At 65.4% G+C, this 15878-nt stretch carries 13 protein-coding genes; 8 read left to right on the plus strand and 5 right to left on the minus strand.

Translation table 11 applies throughout. From position 1 onward, the window contains the following. Nucleotides 1-188 precede the first annotated feature (188 nt). Nucleotides 189-2984, minus strand: coding sequence for an AAA family ATPase (locus ACXJLU_RS12050; RefSeq protein ID WP_457331130.1), 2796 nt, complete (start codon nt 2982-2984; stop codon nt 189-191). Nucleotides 2985-3763: 779 nt separating this feature from the next. On the opposite strand from ACXJLU_RS12050, the gene ACXJLU_RS12055 reads away from it, so the two are divergent. The 5 genes from ACXJLU_RS12055 to paoC all read left to right on the plus strand — a co-directional run bounded on the left by ACXJLU_RS12055 (nt 3764) and on the right by paoC (nt 9116). After that, a complete protein-coding gene (locus tag ACXJLU_RS12055; RefSeq protein ID WP_457331132.1) occupies nt 3764-4282 on the plus strand; it encodes a hypothetical protein in 519 nt (172 codons plus the stop codon). A 50-nt stretch (nt 4283-4332) separates the two neighbouring features. Beyond that, entirely contained in the window at nt 4333-5229 is an 897-nt protein-coding gene (locus ACXJLU_RS12060; RefSeq protein WP_457331134.1) for an alpha/beta fold hydrolase, read from the plus strand. A 70-nt stretch (nt 5230-5299) separates the two neighbouring features. Continuing rightward, nucleotides 5300-5956, plus strand: a complete 657-nt coding sequence (gene paoA, locus ACXJLU_RS12065; protein WP_457331136.1) for an aldehyde dehydrogenase iron-sulfur subunit PaoA — start codon at nt 5300-5302, stop codon at nt 5954-5956. Continuing rightward, the gene (locus tag ACXJLU_RS12070; protein ID WP_457331138.1) at nt 5953-6909 is read left to right on the plus strand and encodes an FAD binding domain-containing protein; all 957 of its coding nucleotides are present in this window, start codon (nt 5953-5955) and stop codon (nt 6907-6909) included. The genes paoA and ACXJLU_RS12070 overlap by 4 nt, the downstream gene beginning before the upstream one ends. Further along, the gene (gene paoC / locus ACXJLU_RS12075; RefSeq protein WP_457331140.1) at nt 6906-9116 is read left to right on the plus strand and encodes an aldehyde oxidoreductase molybdenum-binding subunit PaoC; all 2211 of its coding nucleotides are present in this window, start codon (nt 6906-6908) and stop codon (nt 9114-9116) included. Before ACXJLU_RS12070 ends, paoC begins: the two co-directional genes overlap by 4 nt. Nucleotides 9117-9201: 85 nt before the next feature. Here the strand turns inward: paoC and ACXJLU_RS12080 are convergent, their stop codons facing one another. The 3 genes from ACXJLU_RS12080 to ACXJLU_RS12090 all read right to left on the minus strand — a co-directional run bounded on the left by ACXJLU_RS12080 (nt 9202) and on the right by ACXJLU_RS12090 (nt 12249). Continuing rightward, nucleotides 9202-10656, minus strand: coding sequence for an ankyrin repeat domain-containing protein (locus ACXJLU_RS12080; protein ID WP_457331142.1), 1455 nt, complete (start codon nt 10654-10656; stop codon nt 9202-9204). Between the two features lie 196 nt (nt 10657-10852). Beyond that, on the minus strand, nt 10853-11710 hold the full coding sequence (locus ACXJLU_RS12085; protein WP_457331205.1) for a serine hydrolase: 858 nt from the start codon (nt 11708-11710) through the stop codon (nt 10853-10855). A gap of 89 nt (nt 11711-11799) precedes the next feature. Next, nucleotides 11800-12249 carry a winged helix-turn-helix transcriptional regulator gene (locus ACXJLU_RS12090; RefSeq protein ID WP_457331144.1) on the minus strand — a complete coding sequence of 150 codons (450 nt, stop codon included), beginning with the start codon at nt 12247-12249 and terminating at the stop codon, nt 11800-11802. Nucleotides 12250-12307: 58 nt separating this feature from the next. On the opposite strand from ACXJLU_RS12090, the gene ACXJLU_RS12095 reads away from it, so the two are divergent. Next, complete coding sequence (locus ACXJLU_RS12095; RefSeq protein WP_457331146.1) at nt 12308-12907, plus strand: hypothetical protein; 600 nt, start codon at nt 12308-12310, stop codon at nt 12905-12907. 76 nt (nt 12908-12983) lie between these two features. Here the strand turns inward: ACXJLU_RS12095 and ACXJLU_RS12100 are convergent, their stop codons facing one another. Further along, nucleotides 12984-13547 (minus strand): GNAT family N-acetyltransferase, encoded by a 564-nt coding sequence (locus ACXJLU_RS12100; protein WP_457331148.1) that lies wholly within the window; start codon nt 13545-13547, stop codon nt 12984-12986. A gap of 69 nt (nt 13548-13616) precedes the next feature. Between ACXJLU_RS12100 and ACXJLU_RS12105 the strand changes: the two genes are divergently transcribed. Both ACXJLU_RS12105 and ACXJLU_RS12110 read left to right on the plus strand, forming a co-directional pair. Then, entirely contained in the window at nt 13617-14240 is a 624-nt protein-coding gene (locus ACXJLU_RS12105; protein WP_457331150.1) for a dienelactone hydrolase family protein, read from the plus strand. Nucleotides 14241-14302: 62 nt separating this feature from the next. Further along, entirely contained in the window at nt 14303-15802 is a 1500-nt protein-coding gene (locus ACXJLU_RS12110; protein ID WP_457331152.1) for an FAD-dependent monooxygenase, read from the plus strand. Nucleotides 15803-15878: the final 76 nt, after the last annotated feature.

Genomic DNA, 15878 nt, shown 5'->3' on the forward strand with positions numbered 1-15878 from the left:
TCTGGCGGGTGCGCGGTCGGGAAGGGACTAGTCTTTGTTCAGACGGCCCAGGACTCAATGGCGGCAATCCACATCGGCGAGGCTTCGTCGGTGTGCGTGTGGCCTATCGTGAAAACCCTAGGCTCTGAGCCGAGATGAAGACGGGAACGATGACGGCGAGTGAAGGCGCGCTCGTTCTATCTCGACCGCTACGCGCCATGGCAGCGAGAGTAAGGAAGCCCGGAGCCGCAATGGCAAGCTTCACCCGCTTGCATATTGAACCTACGCACCGCTTCCGCCGCGAGAGCGCTTATGTGGCCCGGGCGAATGCCGTGCTCACGCAGCGCTGCCACGAAATCGCGCTGCCCATCAAGTTCCGCGCATTGGATCTCTGCCATGCCCGGTCGGTAGGGTTCCAGCCGATCAAGTTCAGCGTCAGCAGCGTCATATTCGCCGCAATACCCCAGGACCACTGCGTATTGACTTCGCACAGACAGTAGGCGGTCTACCATCTTGTACTCGGTCACCACAGGTATGAGATGTTGTTCGGCGATGTCGCGAGCTCCTATGTAGTCGGTCCGGCCAATGAACTCGTCGACAAGGTCTTGGCCTACTTTTATCAGAGAGTCAAGCGAATGAGACAGGCTGTAGAACTTCATGGCATGGACTCGGGATAACCCCGAATCCCGCCCTTGCGCATTGATGGATCGTGCCAGCAGGTCTAATGCATCTGCCAGATGCTTCATGTCGTCCTGCACGGTTGGAGGCTTGCGCATCATCTCGTAGATCGCGACGTTGCTCCGACCGAAGATGGTCTCCGGCGACAACTTGAGAAAGTTGAAATAATCTTTACTAACCTGTCGCGCTATCGCTTCTGCTTCAGGAAACCGGCGCAAGACAAACAACGCGTACGCGATGTTGTATTGCAAGACTCGCTGATGATCGGGACGCTTGGCCGTTAACGAACGGGCACGTTTCATGGCAGAGCGGGTCGCTGCCTCATCGCCCCGATCGGCTTCAAGGAGCATGCGCTTGAGTGCCACGACGCCCCGTTCATGACGGCCTAGCTTGTGAATCTCGGCCAGGCCTTCCATGGCCACAACATGGCGCTCCGCATCATCAAGCTTGCCGTGCTTCATCTCGGAGAAAACCAGTCCATCGAGTGCATAGAACCGCTGCTCTGGGTCCATCTGATCGTTCGATGAGGCGGCATCAAGTGCCGCCCAGATGCCGCCATCTACCCCAAGTTCATGAAAGAACTCTTCAGTGGCGATCTCGACGAGAGTCCTGAGCTCGCCGAGTTCCACGAGAGTGCGTACGTAGAGTGGAAACCGTGAGGTGTCTTGCCGGCTTTCAAAGGATTCGACGATGATGTCTTTGAGCGTCTGACGTGCAGCAGTGTTCTGCCCCGATGTAAGTTCGCCCAGCCTTCGCTGACCCAGCACACGAAAGGCATCGTGGATCTGCAGGCGCTGGGTGCCGTAAAAACGAACGACGCCTAGTGGCTTGAGCTGCCGCAACGCCCGGACAAAAGCCGGCGGATCTAATCCGATCGCGGCACGAGCAAGGCGAATGGCCTCCGCCTGATCCAGCGGGATATCGCTGAGACTAAGAACTGCAACACAGTCGCGTACGGCGTCGGGGAGGTATTCGAAGGTGCGGCTCAGAATGAGCTCTTGCGCGCTTTCAACAACGTTCGCATTGGTCTCAAGCGCTCCGCACATTGCAGCGATGTCACCGCCGTACTGGAGGCAACTCAGCTGAGCCGCAGACATGACATACAGCGGCAGACCGCCAGTGAGCACCAGCAGTCGGCCCAGATCTGCCGTGGACGCACGGGCTCCCTGTGCGTTGACTTCGGCCGCTATCTGATCAAGCCCCCACCCTTGAAGCATTTCCTGAAGGATGCCTGTTGTGGCTTCGATTTCCGCGATGGCCGCAGAGGGCTGTGCGAGCAGGGCGAATCGCAGATGACGGGTCGCGTCTAGCAGCATACGGATATCGGCCGCCGGCACTCGATGTGCGTTGTCGAGCACAACCAGTGCTGGAATGCCATTCGTTTCAACAAATTGATCCAACGCTCGGAGCGAATCCAATCCGCTGTTTCCTGGCAACAAGACTCGACGCATCCCCTCGGCATTTGTTGCCGTCCACTGCGCAGTCAGTTCGCGCGCCAGGTTTGCCGCGATCGCCGGTCCTGGAACGTCCCCCACGTCGTAATACGCGCATTCGCTGCCAAGCTGCGTAGCAGCCTGTGACGCCCAAGCCGTCTTCCCAGCGCCCGAGAACCCGCTGATGATGCGCACGCGCGTCTCCATGCTCAGCACTGGCTCGTTCTCCAGCGGGCGGTAGCTGTCTGGTGGCTCCGGGAACTGCTGCAGTTGAACCACCAACTGCTCGAACAACGTCTGGAGATCGCTGATTTGGAAGCTATGGCCCGGTGCCTGGCCCGCTGCCGCCAGTTGAACACGCCCGGCCAATTTCCAGACCAAGGTCTGCGGAGCCAGCCCCGCCATCGGCAGACTAATTGCGCGATCGGAACACCATGCCACTGCTTCTGCGATGTTCTGCCAGGCTGGCGGCAACCACTGCAGCGCAGGTCTCTGGGAGAGCGGATAGATCAACGAAACGTCAGCATGTAGACCTTGTCTGTTGATCAAGGCTGACAACTCTGGTCCAGGCGCAACGTTGGCGACAACGGCGAACGATGCATTGCCTCTTCTGCGTTGTTCCAGATGCTCACGTCGAAGCGCCTCGAAGCGATCGAGAGCTCCTTCGATATCGCTCATGACCAGCGGTGATGAACGGGTCTTGACCTGAACGTAGACGCGGTTGCCGCTTACAAGCTCAAGTTCGACGTCCTCATCGAACTCAACGGTAACCGATCGCACCTCATCGAGAGATGCGGCGAGAAGGCAACCGACTGCGTAGAGGTGCTGGTACAGGAAACCCCGGTGAACACCCTCTATGCGCCTGACTTGACATGGGTCCAAAGGGTCGATCATGGACGCATTCTGTGTGATCGTTGAACGGAGGTCCATGCCTCGGCTTGCCGCTTACAAAGCCTCAGAGCTTGCGCCGCGGATAGCGGCCTAGCGCGTGCACTTCGGAATTGAGACCGCCCCCGGATTTTCCCAACAGGGCATCGACTCTCCCAGATCCGAGTTGAATACAAGCTTCGGCTTCGCCACGAATGCCGGCGTCATGGCGGTCGCGTCCGCCAGCGTACCCGGTAAGTTCTAGGTGCGCTGGTGCAGGAGGATCGCCCCTTGATCCGGGTTTTCATCTGAAATGAGGAAGGGATTTCCCGATTCAGGTCCCGCACGCGCCTGACAGACTCGCCAAGACAGTGCGCAGCCGCAACTGGATGGGCTCACGCTCGCGCGACAGCGGGAGCGATGGTCCGTTCGACTGCAGGACGCACCCTCTTCCGAAGAAATATCTACTGTGAGGCTTCGACCATGTCGTCATGGCGCACGCCGACTCGCTGGACCGGTTCTTCAATGCGCGAATCAAAGGCAATTCGATTGCCGCGTTCTGCAGGTTCCTGACTACAAGTCTTGAAACAATCACGCGCAGTCAATCACAGCGCGCTTCCTACTTCCGTACGTGCCTTCTTCAGATAAGGAAGCACTGCGTGGAAATTGCGAATCAGGTCTCTCTCACTCATGACAATGAATGGAAATCGGACCTGAACAACCCCGAGCCAGCCGCATGAACGCTCGCGATGCGAGCCGATGCTGCGCTACGCTCGCAGCCTTCCATCCCCATCACCCTCACAGCGATGACCCGACTCCGTTCCTTCACACCTGCCGTAGCGCTCTGTCTTGTCTTCTCTGCCTTCACCGCGCACGCCGCCGATCCGACCGACGCCGCCACCAGTGCTCAGCAGTTGCTCACCCGCCTTGAAGGCTCTTGGCGCATGGTCGGCGACGTGCGCGGCAAGCAGGTGCAGTACAAGCTCGAATCGACACGCGTGCTGGCCGGCAAGTTCGTCGAGCTGCACATGGTGGACGTGCAGGTGCCGCCCCGGTACGAAGCCCGTGTCTTCATCGGCGCCGACAAGACGGGCAAGATCTTCGCGCACTGGCTCGATTCATTCGGGCCGGAGTACTCGGTGCCGCATGGCGAGGGCAGCGTCACCTCGAATCAGATCGAGGTCCGGATTCCCTATCCCGGCGGTGCGTTCCGCGACACGTTCGTCTTCTTGCCGTCCTCCCAGGAATGGACGCTCACCATAGACGCCGAGAAGGCGGGTGGCGAATGGCAGCACTTCGCTGCGTACCGCTTGAGCCGGCCGTAAGGCGAGCATCCGCCTGGGCCACGCCTTCAGCTCGAACTTCGGAGCAGCGCATGTTCGAAGACTTCAGACTGGAATTCATCAACGTCGGAGACGTCACCCTGCGCGTTCGACACGGCGGGCATGGCCCGGCGCTGTTGCTGCTGCACGGCCACCCTCGCACCCATGCGACCTGGCACCGGGTGGCGAAGCCGCTCGGCGACCGATTCACGGTCGTGTGCCCCGACCTGCGAGGGTACGGACAATCGACGAAGCTCGAGCCGCTGCCGGACCACGCGCAGGCGAGCAAGCGCGCGATGGCCGCCGACTGTGCCGCGTTGATGGACCGGCTGGGGCATCACCACTACGGCGTCGTCGGTCACGACCGTGGCGGGCTGGTGGCCTTGCGCTTGGCACTCGACTTTCCTGATGAGGTCCAGCGCCTCGCGATCCTCGACGCCCTGCCCGTCGTCGAGCACCTGGACCGCTGCGACGCCCGTTTCGCCGCCGCCTGGTGGCATTGGTTCTTCTTTCTGCAGCCGGACAAACCGGAACGGGCGATCCTGGCGAACCCCGATGCCTGGTATGGCAGCAACGACAGGAAGCGCGTGCAAATGGGCTCCGACGACGCGTGGGCCGACTACCTGTCCGCCACGCGGGACCCAGCGACCGTGCGGGCCATGCTGGAGGACTACCGGGCCGGGCCGGGCATCGATCGCCGGAACGAGATCGCCGATCGGGAGGCCGGCAACCGGGTGCAATGCCCGATGCGTTGCCTCTGGTCAAGTCGCGATGACCTGGCCGATCTCCACGGCGATCCGCGCGCGATCTGGGCAAAGTGGGCGACAGACCTTCGGGGCGCACCCATCGACTGCGGACACCACATGGCAGAAGAAGCGCCGGACGAACTCGCCAGCGCGCTCGGCGACTTCTTCGGGCAAGCGCGCCCGGTGCCACCGGCGTCGCGATAACCCCGAGGCCTCCACCGGGCATCCCGCTTGCCCGCAATGCCGGATTACCCCAGCGCAGCAGGAGGCCACGATGGGCAGTTCCGATGAATTGGCAATTTCACGTCGCGACGTGCTGATCGTGGGCACCGCGTCGGCAGCCACGGTGACCGCGCCGGTCCATGGGGCGCCAGCCGCCGAGGCGCCCGCGCCCCAGGCGAACGCGAGCGCCTCGCTGCCCAGCTCGAGCGTCACGCTCGAGGTCAACGGCACGCCGCACACGCTGACGCTGGACAACCGCACCAGCCTGCTCGACACGCTGCGCGAGCACCTGCACCTGACCGGCACCAAGAAGGGCTGCGACCACGGCCAGTGCGGCGCCTGTACCGTGCTGCTCGACGGCGAGCGCATCAACTCCTGTCTGACGCTCGCGGTGATGCACCAGGGCGCCAAGCTGACCACGATCGAGGGGCTGGGCACGCCCACGCAGTTGCACCCGCTGCAGGCCGCCTTCATCCAGCACGACGGCTACCAGTGCGGCTACTGCACGCCCGGGCAGATCTGCTCGGCGGTCGGCGCGCTCGATGAGTTGCGCCGCGGCGTGCCGAGCCACGTGAGTGCCAGCCTGTCCGAACGGCCGCTGCTGTCGGCCGAGGAATTGCGCGAACGGATGAGCGGCAACATTTGCCGATGCGGCGCCTATTCCAACATCGTCGAGGCGATCTCCGAGGTCGCGGGGGTGCGCACATGAGCCCCTTCACCTATGAGCGCCCCACTGCGCCGGCCGAGGCGGCTACGGCCATCGAACGCCACCCCGGCGCGAAGTTCATCGCCGGCGGCACCAACCTGCTCGACCTGATGAAACTGCAGATCGAGGCACCGGTGCACCTCGTCGACGTGAACGGTCTCGGCCTCAACAAGATCGAGCCGACCACCGATGGCGGCCTGCGCATCGGCGCACTGGTGCGCAACACCGCGCTGGCCGCCGACGAACGCGTGCGCCGCGACTACGGCGTGCTGTCGCGCGCATTGCTCGCCGGTGCATCGGGCCAGCTGCGCAACCGCGCCACCACCGCCGGCAACCTGCTGCAGCGCACCCGCTGCCCATACTTCTACGACACCGACCAGCCCTGCAACAAGCGCCGTCCGGGCAGCGGTTGCAGCGCGATCGGCGGCTTCAGCCGGCCGCTTGCGGTGGTGGGCGGCAGCGAAGCCTGCATCGCCACGCACCCGAGCGACATGGCGGTGGCGATGCGGGTGCTGGACGCCGGCATCGAGACCGTGCGGCCCGACGGGCGCACGCGGGTGATCCCGATCGCCGACTTCCACCGCCTGCCGGGCGACACGCCGCACATCGACACCACGCTGGAGCGCAACGAGCTGATCACCGCGGTGACGCTGCCGCCACCCCTCGGCGGCACGCACCTGTACCGCAAGGTGCGCGACCGGGCGTCCTACGCCTTCGCGCTGGTCTCGGTGGCCGCGGTGATCCAGCGCGATGGCTCCGGGCGCGTCGCGCTCGGCGGTGTCGCCCACAAGCCCTGGCGCGACGCCGCGGCTGATGCGGCCCTGCCCCAGGGCGCGAAGGCCGCCACCGCAAGGCTGCTGGCAGACGCCAGGCCGACGCACGACAACGCGTTCAAGGTGCCGCTGGCAGAGCGCACGCTCGCCGCAGTGCTGGCGCAGGCAAGGAGCACCTCATGAAGTTCGACACCCCCGCTACCACCAACCCGATCGACCAGCTCAAGGTCGTCGGACGGCCCACGCCACGCATCGACGGCCCGCTGAAAACGACGGGTACCGCCCCCTATGCCTATGAACGCCATGACGCCGCACCGGACGCGGTGTACGGCTACGTCGTCGGTGCCGGCATCGCCAAGGGGCGGATCGCGTCGATGGACCTGCGCGCCGCGCATGCGGCGCCCGGCGTGCTGGCGATCGTCACCGCGCGCAACGCCGGCAAGCTCGGCAAGGGCTCGTTCAACACCGCCAAGCTGCTGGGCGGGCCGGCCATCGACCACTACCACCAGGCGGTCGCGCTGGTGGTGGCCACCACCTTCGAGCAGGCGCGTGCCGCCGCGCAGCTGGTGCGCATCGGCTACACGCACGGGCCCGGCAAGTACGACCTGTCGGCAGAGAAGGCCGGGGCGCCGATGCCGAAACCGACCTCGTTCGGTGGGCCTGCGCAGTCCAAGGTCGGCGATTTCGCCGGTGCCTATGCCGCTGCGCCGGCGCAGCTCGACGCCACCTACACCACGCCCGACCAGTCGCACGCGATGATGGAACCGCATGCGTCCACCGCCATGTGGCGCGGCGACAAGCTCACCGTGTGGACCGCGAACCAGATGATTGCCTGGAGCGTCGGCGATCTCGCGAAGACGCTCGGCGTCCCGAAGGACAACGTGCGCCTCGTGTCGCCCTTCATCGGTGGCGGCTTCGGCGGCAAGCTCTTCGTGCGGGCCGACGCGGTGCTGGCCGCGCTCGGCGCGCGTGCGGTGCGCCGGCCGGTGAAGGTGGCGCTGCAGCGGCCGCTGATGATGAACAACACCACGCACCGGCCCGCCACCATCCAGCGCATCCGCATCGGCGCGTTGCCCGACGGCAGGATCACCGCGATCGCGCACGAGGGCTGGTCGGGCGACCTCCCCGGCGGTCAGGCGGAAACGGCCGTCAACCAGACGCGCTTGCTGTATGCCGGCGCCAACCGCCTGACCACCACGCGCCTGGCGGTGCTCGATCTGCCGGAAGGCAACGCGATGCGTGCACCGGGCGAGGCACCGGGTCTGATGGCCTTGGAGATCGCGATCGACGAGATGGCCGAGAAGCTCGGTATGGACCCTGTCGCTTTCCGCGTCGTCAACGACACGCAGGTGGACCCCGAGAAGCCCGGCCGCCCGTATTCGCAGCGGAATCTGGTGCAGTGCCTGCGCCTAGGTGCCGAGCGCTTCGGCTGGGAGCGCCGCAGCGCGCAGCCCGCACAACGGCGCGAGGGCCGCTGGCTGATCGGCATGGGCATGGCCGCCGGCTTCCGCAACAACCTGCTGACGAAATCCGGTGCCCGCGTGCGCATCGACAACCGCGGCATCGTGACGGTGGAGACCGACATGACCGACATCGGCACCGGCTCGTACACCATCATCGCGCAGACGGCGGCAGAGATGATGGGCGTGCCGCTCGGCAGCGTGCAGGTGCGCCTCGGGGATTCGCTGCATCCGGTGTCGGCAGGCTCCGGCGGCCAGTGGGGTGGCAACAACTCGACCGCCGGTGTCTATGCGGCCTGCGTGAAGCTGCGCGAGGCGGTGGCGAAGAAGCTCGGCGTGCCGGCGGCCGATGCGGTGTTCGTCGACGGAACCGTGCGCGCAGCGGGGCGCAGCGTGCCGTTGGGCGAGGCGGCGGGGCCGCAGGGTCTGGCGGCCGAAGATGCCATCGAGTACGGCGACCTGGACAAGAAGTTTCAGCAGTCGACGTTCGCGGCGCACTTCGTCGAGGTGGCCGTCGACGCGGCGACGGGCGAACCCCGGGTGCGGCGGATGCTGGCGGTGTGCGCCGCCGGGCGCATCCTGAACCCGATCTCGGCCCGCAGCCAGGTCATCGGCGCGATGACGATGGGCGTCGGCGCGGCGTTGATGGAAGAGCTGGCGGTGGACAAGCGCCGCGGCTTCTTCGTCAACCACGACCTGGCCGGCTACGAGGTGCCGGTGCATGCCGACATTCCGCACCAGGACGTGATCTTCCTCGACGAGACCGATCCGATCTCGTCACCGATGAAGGCCAAGGGCGTGGGCGAACTTGGCCTGTGCGGTGTCGGCGCGGCGATCGCGAATGCGGTCTACAACGCCACCGGCGTGCGCGTGCGCGACTATCCGATCACGCTGGACAAGCTGCTTGAGCGAATGCCGGCGTTCGCTTGAGCGTCGCGTCTTGCAGCATGCTGGTCGGCAGCTATCGACACGACATCGTCCACCGCCGAGAGCGCCAGCGCACACGAGCGCATCGTCACTGCGGGAAAGTGCGTGCTTCGCTCCGGAGGAGGCGCCGGACGGGTTCACGATCAATCGTCTTGGCGGCGCGGTCGACCCATTCGATGGGTGTCAGTCCGCCGTCGTCGGGCGCTTCCGGATCGGCGCCGTGCTCCAGGAGGACTTTCATCGTGCCGAGGAATCCGGCTTTGGCAGCGTAGTGGAGCGGCGTGGCGCCGGCATATCGATCGTCGACGCTTGCCCCGTACTTCAAAAGGTCGCGCACGAATGCGGCATCGTCTTTGCGCCCCTGGTTGCCCGTGCAACTGGCGCGGACCCAGTGGTTCAACGGCTCCCGCACCGAAGCGCCGGCCCGTGCGAGCAGCGGAGCGATGCGCTCGTCGAGGACCCACCTGCCATGCCCCAAGCCCTCGGCTCGCGCGCCGCGCTCCAAAAGCAGCGTCACCAATTCCGCGCTGCCGAGCGCGGCAGCCCCGCGAAGGGCTCGCAACGAGCCTCGAATGGGCCCCCGCACATGCGAAAGGATGGTGTGCACGGCGGCGAGGTGACCTCCGGCGACCGCGTGATGCAGGGGAGTGATCTCCACGACGTCCGTGGCCGGATCACCGATCTGGGCCCAGTCGGAGTGCGAAGTCAGCATTTGCCTCAAACGCGGGACGTCGCCGAGGAAGGCGGCGGTGAACGGATCTTCTTTTGCGCCTTGCTCCAAGAGAACGGCCTCCACCTTGGGGCGCCGCTTGAGTCGGGCGGCGCCCAACGGCGTGACGAACAGCACGCGCTCTAAGGCCCATCCGGCAAGGTTGATCGGCAGGTAATGCGGCTTGTCCCGATCGATTCCCTCCTCGAGCAAGAACTCGACGACGTCGTCCCGGCCCGCCATTGCGGCCGCTTGCATGATGATGGCCGCTTTGATCGGTTGATGGAACGTCTCCGGGCTTTCCTTCAGCAGCGCGCGCAAGCTGGGGAGGTTGCCCTTGTGGGCAAGCTCCGATGCACGATCGGTCTGGTACGCCCTCGAACGCTCTTTCTTCGTCTTGCGCCCAGCGGCGTTGTCCTCGTTCACCAGGGCGAAGGCCATCGCCTGGGCATTGCAGAAAATCATCGACCGGTCTTGTTCCGCGGGCACCGATGCGTCGAGCGCGCGCCGCAGATGGCCCAACCACCGGCCGGCCAACTCCCTCGTGATTGGCAGGCGATCGTGGCGATGTTTCAGGCCGCCATAGGCGGCCTGGCTGTATCGATCCTCTGCGCCCATCCATTCTGCGAAGAAGCGCTTCTGATTCGCCCGCTCGACCGCGAGATCCGATCCGAAGAGGGGTCTCAGCACCGGATCTTCCTCGAACCGGTCGTAGAGGGCGTCGACCATCCGGTCGACCGTGGACTGACCTCCGATGCGCGCGAAGACGCCCGCGTCGTTCAGTCGGCGCGGGGCACTGGTATCCAAGAAGCGACGATGCTCGATCCCGTCCATGGTCACGCGCTAGTCTGCATCGCCTGGGCCCGGTGAACAAGCTGACGAGGGGGCGCGGCCAGTCCTCGAGCGCTCGGGAGGCGGCCCGACCGCGCCGCCGCGCAGCCAACTGATCTTCGCGTCGACAAACTTCTCCATGGCCTGAAGCAGGCCGATCCCTTCCACCCGCACGGTAGACCGGCTGCAGGGACGCAGTCTATCCATCGAAAGGACCGAGAAATGACAACGCCGATACCTCTGCTGCTCCTGCCTGGCCTGATGAATGACGGGCGGGTGTGGGAGCCGATTCGAAGGTCGATGCCTGCAGGGCGAAACTTCGTCGTGGCTGCAACGCACATGGCGGACACGATCGAAGCCTCAGCGGCTGCTGCAATTCAGGCCATGCCGCCCGGCATGTTTGGCGTCGCAGATCGCCAGCACCTTCGCGCCCAGGCTCTTGCATGAATCGCACGCCAGCGACAGACGACTGACCGACTTGCTCGCCGACATGGCGCGAACCGTTGGGAGTGACGGCTTCGTTCGACAGCAGACGGCGGCAATGAATCGATCTGATGGCCGCGATGTGCTGACGACGCTGCGATGCCCCGCATTGGTTCTCTGCGGCCGTGAAGACCAGATCACACCGCCGGCGCTCAGTGAAGAGATGGCGGATCTGCTGACAGGGAGCGTCGAGCTTGCTGTGATCGATGCGGGCACATGTCGACACTGGAGCAACCCGGCGCTGCTGCGGGTACATGTTTTCTTCGTTGCCGGGGCTGCCGGCCTGGTTGTCGTCGCAGTCGAGCGCGGAGGACATGGTGAGCAGATCCTCGACCACGATGCCCTGCTTGGCGGGGGCATCGTTCGCGAGCGGCTGCGCGTCCGCGAGCGCGGCGAACACAGGCGAATCGCGCCGCAGCAACCCGTCCTGCACGGCCGCGGCCACCAGAAGTCCGGTGATGGACTTGCCTGCGGAACGCGTGTCGTGCAGCGTCTGCGCGTCCGCACCACGGGCGTACAACTCCACCATCACCTGGCCATGGCGCTGCAGCAGCACGCTGGTGGCACCCGGCAGCTCCCCTCGATCACCACGATGAAGTGCCCGTCTTCATCAGGTCGCCAACGCTGAACGCATCTTTTGAGAACTGGACCTTCGAGGTCCGATCACAGACTCGACGTTCGAGGCAGACCTGCATCGACATCGCACACCGCACGCGCATCGACCACGCCATCCACCGGGCCCTGCCCTGCATGCGCAGCCTGATGCGCCATGCCCCAATGGCGGATCGCCTCCGCCACCGGCAGCACCGAGCGCCCATGCGACGTGAGTGCGTAGTGCACGACGGCCGGCACCGGCCCGCTGCGCTCCCGGCTCACGAGGCCATCGGCCTGCATCTCGCGCAGCTGTTGCGCCAGCACCTTGGCCGACACGTCCGGCAGGCTGCGCCGCAGCGCGGCAAAGTGCCGCGGGCCGTCTGACAGCCGGTACACCACGAAGAGCTTCCAGCGCCCGCCGATAGCGGCCAGCGCGGCCGTCAGCGCGCAGCCAGGGATCGCGTTGGCACGTGCAACGCGCGGACGGTTACCTCCAGGTGCCTTCTTGGCGGTGTCCATGGTGCTGGCTAGAGTGCGCCCCAGTGTAGTCACCCTCACCGCCGGAGGCCTCGCAACCATGGTCCAGCTGCCCATTCGTTCGATCTCGTACGGCATCGCCGGTCTGCTGGCGCTCCTCGGCGCCTGCGCCGTGCCTGCGCCGCCCTCGACTGCACCGGTCGACATCGTGCGGGCCATCGCTGCGACACCCGTCGGCTCGCCGCATGATTTCGACTTCGAACACGGCCGCTGGCACACGCTGCTGCGGCGCCGCCTGCAGCCGCTGAGCGGGTCCGAGGCCTGGGCGGAGTACGCGGGCACGACCGTCGTGAGCCCGGTGCTGGGCGGTCGCGCGAACCTCGCCGAACTCGACGTCTCCGGATCCGCCGGGCGGATCCAGGGGCTGTCGCTGCGGCTCTTCGACACGACGCTCAAGCGGTGGACGCTCAACTTCTCGAACGCCGCATCCGGCACGCTCGCCATCCCGATGACAGGCGGATTCGGCGGCACCGCGCGCGGCGTGTTCTACAGCGCGGAGGAATTCAATGGCCGGCCCGTGCTCGTGCGCTTCGTCATCGAGTCGACCAGCGCCGACAGCTGCCGGTTCGAGCAGGCGTTCTCGGCCGATGGCGGCGTGACGTGGGAGATCAACTGGATCGCGGTGGATACGCGGTCGTGAGTCGCGGCACCAATGGCTGCTCTCTGAGCGACCGAAACCCGACGTCGGACGCGTCGCTTCCAGAGAACGGCCCAGCTCAATGGCCGTCGCGCACAAGCCTCAGCGCCATCGATCGGAATCCCATCGACCGTCCCTCGATGCGAAACAAGTCGACGAGATGTCCTGTATCGATGAAACCCGAGCGCTGATAGAGGCGGATCGCCGGATCGTTGGACGACAGAACCTGCAGGTCGATCCAGTCGAGCGCCGTCTGCGACGTCGCCCAATCGCGTGCATGCGCCAGAAGTGCGGCGCCGACGCCCGTGCCGCGCCGCGCACGGTCGACGCCCATGCCCAGAATGCAGCGGTGCGTCGTATGGGCTTCAGCCCGGGCGCGCAGATCAATGTGGCCAATGATGCGGCCGTCGGCCAGGCGGCGCGCAACCCAAGCACGTCGCCATCCTGGCTCGGACATGGGCACGTCGAGTGCGTCCCGAAAGGTCCGCGCCCGTTCGCCGTCGAAACGCGACTCCGCTCGGGCCAGCGGCTGGAACAGCGGCATCCCGTCGCGGCCGTTGTCGGCGACATGATCGGCGAGGTAGGCTGCGAACGGATCAAAGGCATCCGAGTGCAGCGAGTCGATCGAGAACGTCAGGCTCATCGAGCGGAGTGTCTCATCTCAAAGTGCACGATGGCGTGGCGCCATCCATCCCGAGAGCCGTCAGCCGCAATGGTTCGCTCCTGGCCGGCTACGGTCTACCCTGATCTACCATTGGCCATGCCTTTTGTCGTGCTATTTCACTCGATGCTCGGACTGCGGTCGGTGGAGCTGCAGGCGGCGCAGCGACTGCGCAGTCATGGTCATGAAGTCGTTACACCGGACCTCTACGAAGGGCGCACCGCGACGAGCCTTGAGGAGGGCTTCCCGCTGATGCGCGAGATCGGCTGGAACGTCATCACGCAACGCGCCCGCCGCTCGGTGCAGCCTCTTCCGGCCGACGCAGTGTTGGCTGGCCTGTCCATGGGCGTCGGTGTGGTTGGTACGCTGCTGCCAGAGCGAGGGCAAACGGCGGGCGTGCTGATGCTTCATGCTCTGGCTGACATTCCGGACACGGCTCGCCCCGGCCTTCCTCTGCAGGTCCACGTGGGCGCCCTGGATGTCGAATTCGCGCCGCCCGCCGCGGTGGCAACGTGGCGGGATTCTGCGAGTCGCAGAGGCGCGCAAGCCCGAGTGTTCACCTATCCGAACGCCGGTCACTTCTACACGGACGCCAGCCTGCCAGACCATGACGAACACGCGTCAGACTTGACCTGGCAGCGCATCGCGGACTTCCTGCGCTCCCTGCCGCACTGATGCGTCCAACGACAACACTCTCGACTGAAGCGGCCCATGCCCGATCTGGGAGCACACGAACGATGACCGAGCACGCGGTGGTGATCGCCGGCGGAGGTCCGACGGGGCTGATGCTGGCAGGTGAATTGGCGCTGGCAGGCGTGGACGTCGCCGTCGTCGAGCGCCGGCCCGATCAAGAACTCTCCGGTGCGCGCGCCCTGGGAATCTCCTCGCGAACCATTGAAGTACTCGACCAGCGCGGCATCGCGGATCGATTCCTCTCGGCGGGACAAATCGCGCAGGTCACCGGCTTCGCCGTCACCCGTCTGGACATCAGCGATTTCCCGACCCGCCACAACTACGGACTTGCGCTGCGGCAGAAGCACATCGAGCGCATCCTGGCCACTTGGGTCACCGAGCTCAAGGTGCCCATTCTCTACGGCCGCGACATCACGGGATTCGTGCAGCACGACACCGGTGTCGACGTCGCACTCGCCGACGGTCGGTCACTGAGGTCGCAATATCTCGTCGGGTGCGATGGTGGACGCAGCCTCGTACGCAAGACGGCGGGCATTGACTTCCCGGGTTGGGATCCGACCACGAGCAACATCCTCGCGGAAGTAGAGATGACGGAAAATCCTCCGTACGGGGTGCATCGGTCGCCTGCCGGGACGTACGCCTTCGGGCGGTCGGAGTACGAGATCAAGGGCAGCGAAATCACTTACAAGGAAGTGGGCCCGATCGGCGTCATGGTGACCGAACCGAACACGCATGCAAGCACCGAGCCGACGCTGCGCGATCTCAAGGAACTGCTCATCGCCGCGTGCGGCACCGACTATGGCGTCCACAGCCCAACCTGGATCTCCAGGTTCACCGACATGACGCGACAGGCCGCGCAGTATCGCCGTGGACGCGTGTTGCTCGCCGGCGACGCCGCCCATGTTCACTCGCCGATCGGCGGGCTGGGGCTCAACACTGGCGTGCAGGATGCGGTGAACCTCGGGTGGAAGCTGGCGCAGGTGATCAAGGGCACGTCACCGGACAGCTTGCTCGACACGTATCACGCCGAGCGTCACCCGGTCGGTGCGCGCGTGCTCAAGACCACGATGGCGCAGGTTGCACTGCACCGCGAAGACGACCGCACACTGGCCGTCCGCGGCATCGTGGGCGACCTCCTCAAGATGGAGGAGCCGCGCAAACGAATCGCTGCGGAGATGTCGGGCCTGGACATTCACTACGACCTCGGCAAGGGCCACCCGCTGCTCGGACGCCGCATGCCCGATCTCGACCTGGTCGCCGCGACCGGCCCGCTGCGGGTCTTCACCCTGTTGCGTGATGCCCGACCCGTCCTGCTCAACCTCGGTGAGCCCGGTAGCCTTGACATCGCTGCGTGGGCAGATCGGGTTCAGCTCGTCGACGCGAAGTGCGTTGGCACGTGGGAGCTTCCGGCACTCGGGGTGGTCACTGCGCCCACAGCGGTGTTGATTCGGCCCGACGGCCACGTGGCTTGGGTCGGAAACACCGCTCGGTTCGGGCTCGTCGATGCATTGACCACCTGGTTCGGGTCCCCTGCGGCGACGTAGCGCATCCGGCTGCGATATGTGCAGCTTTGTTATCGTCGCGGATTGCGGCCCGACGAGGCCGCCCACGAGGAGGACC

This window comes from Rhizobacter sp. P5_C2, from assembly GCF_054049715.1.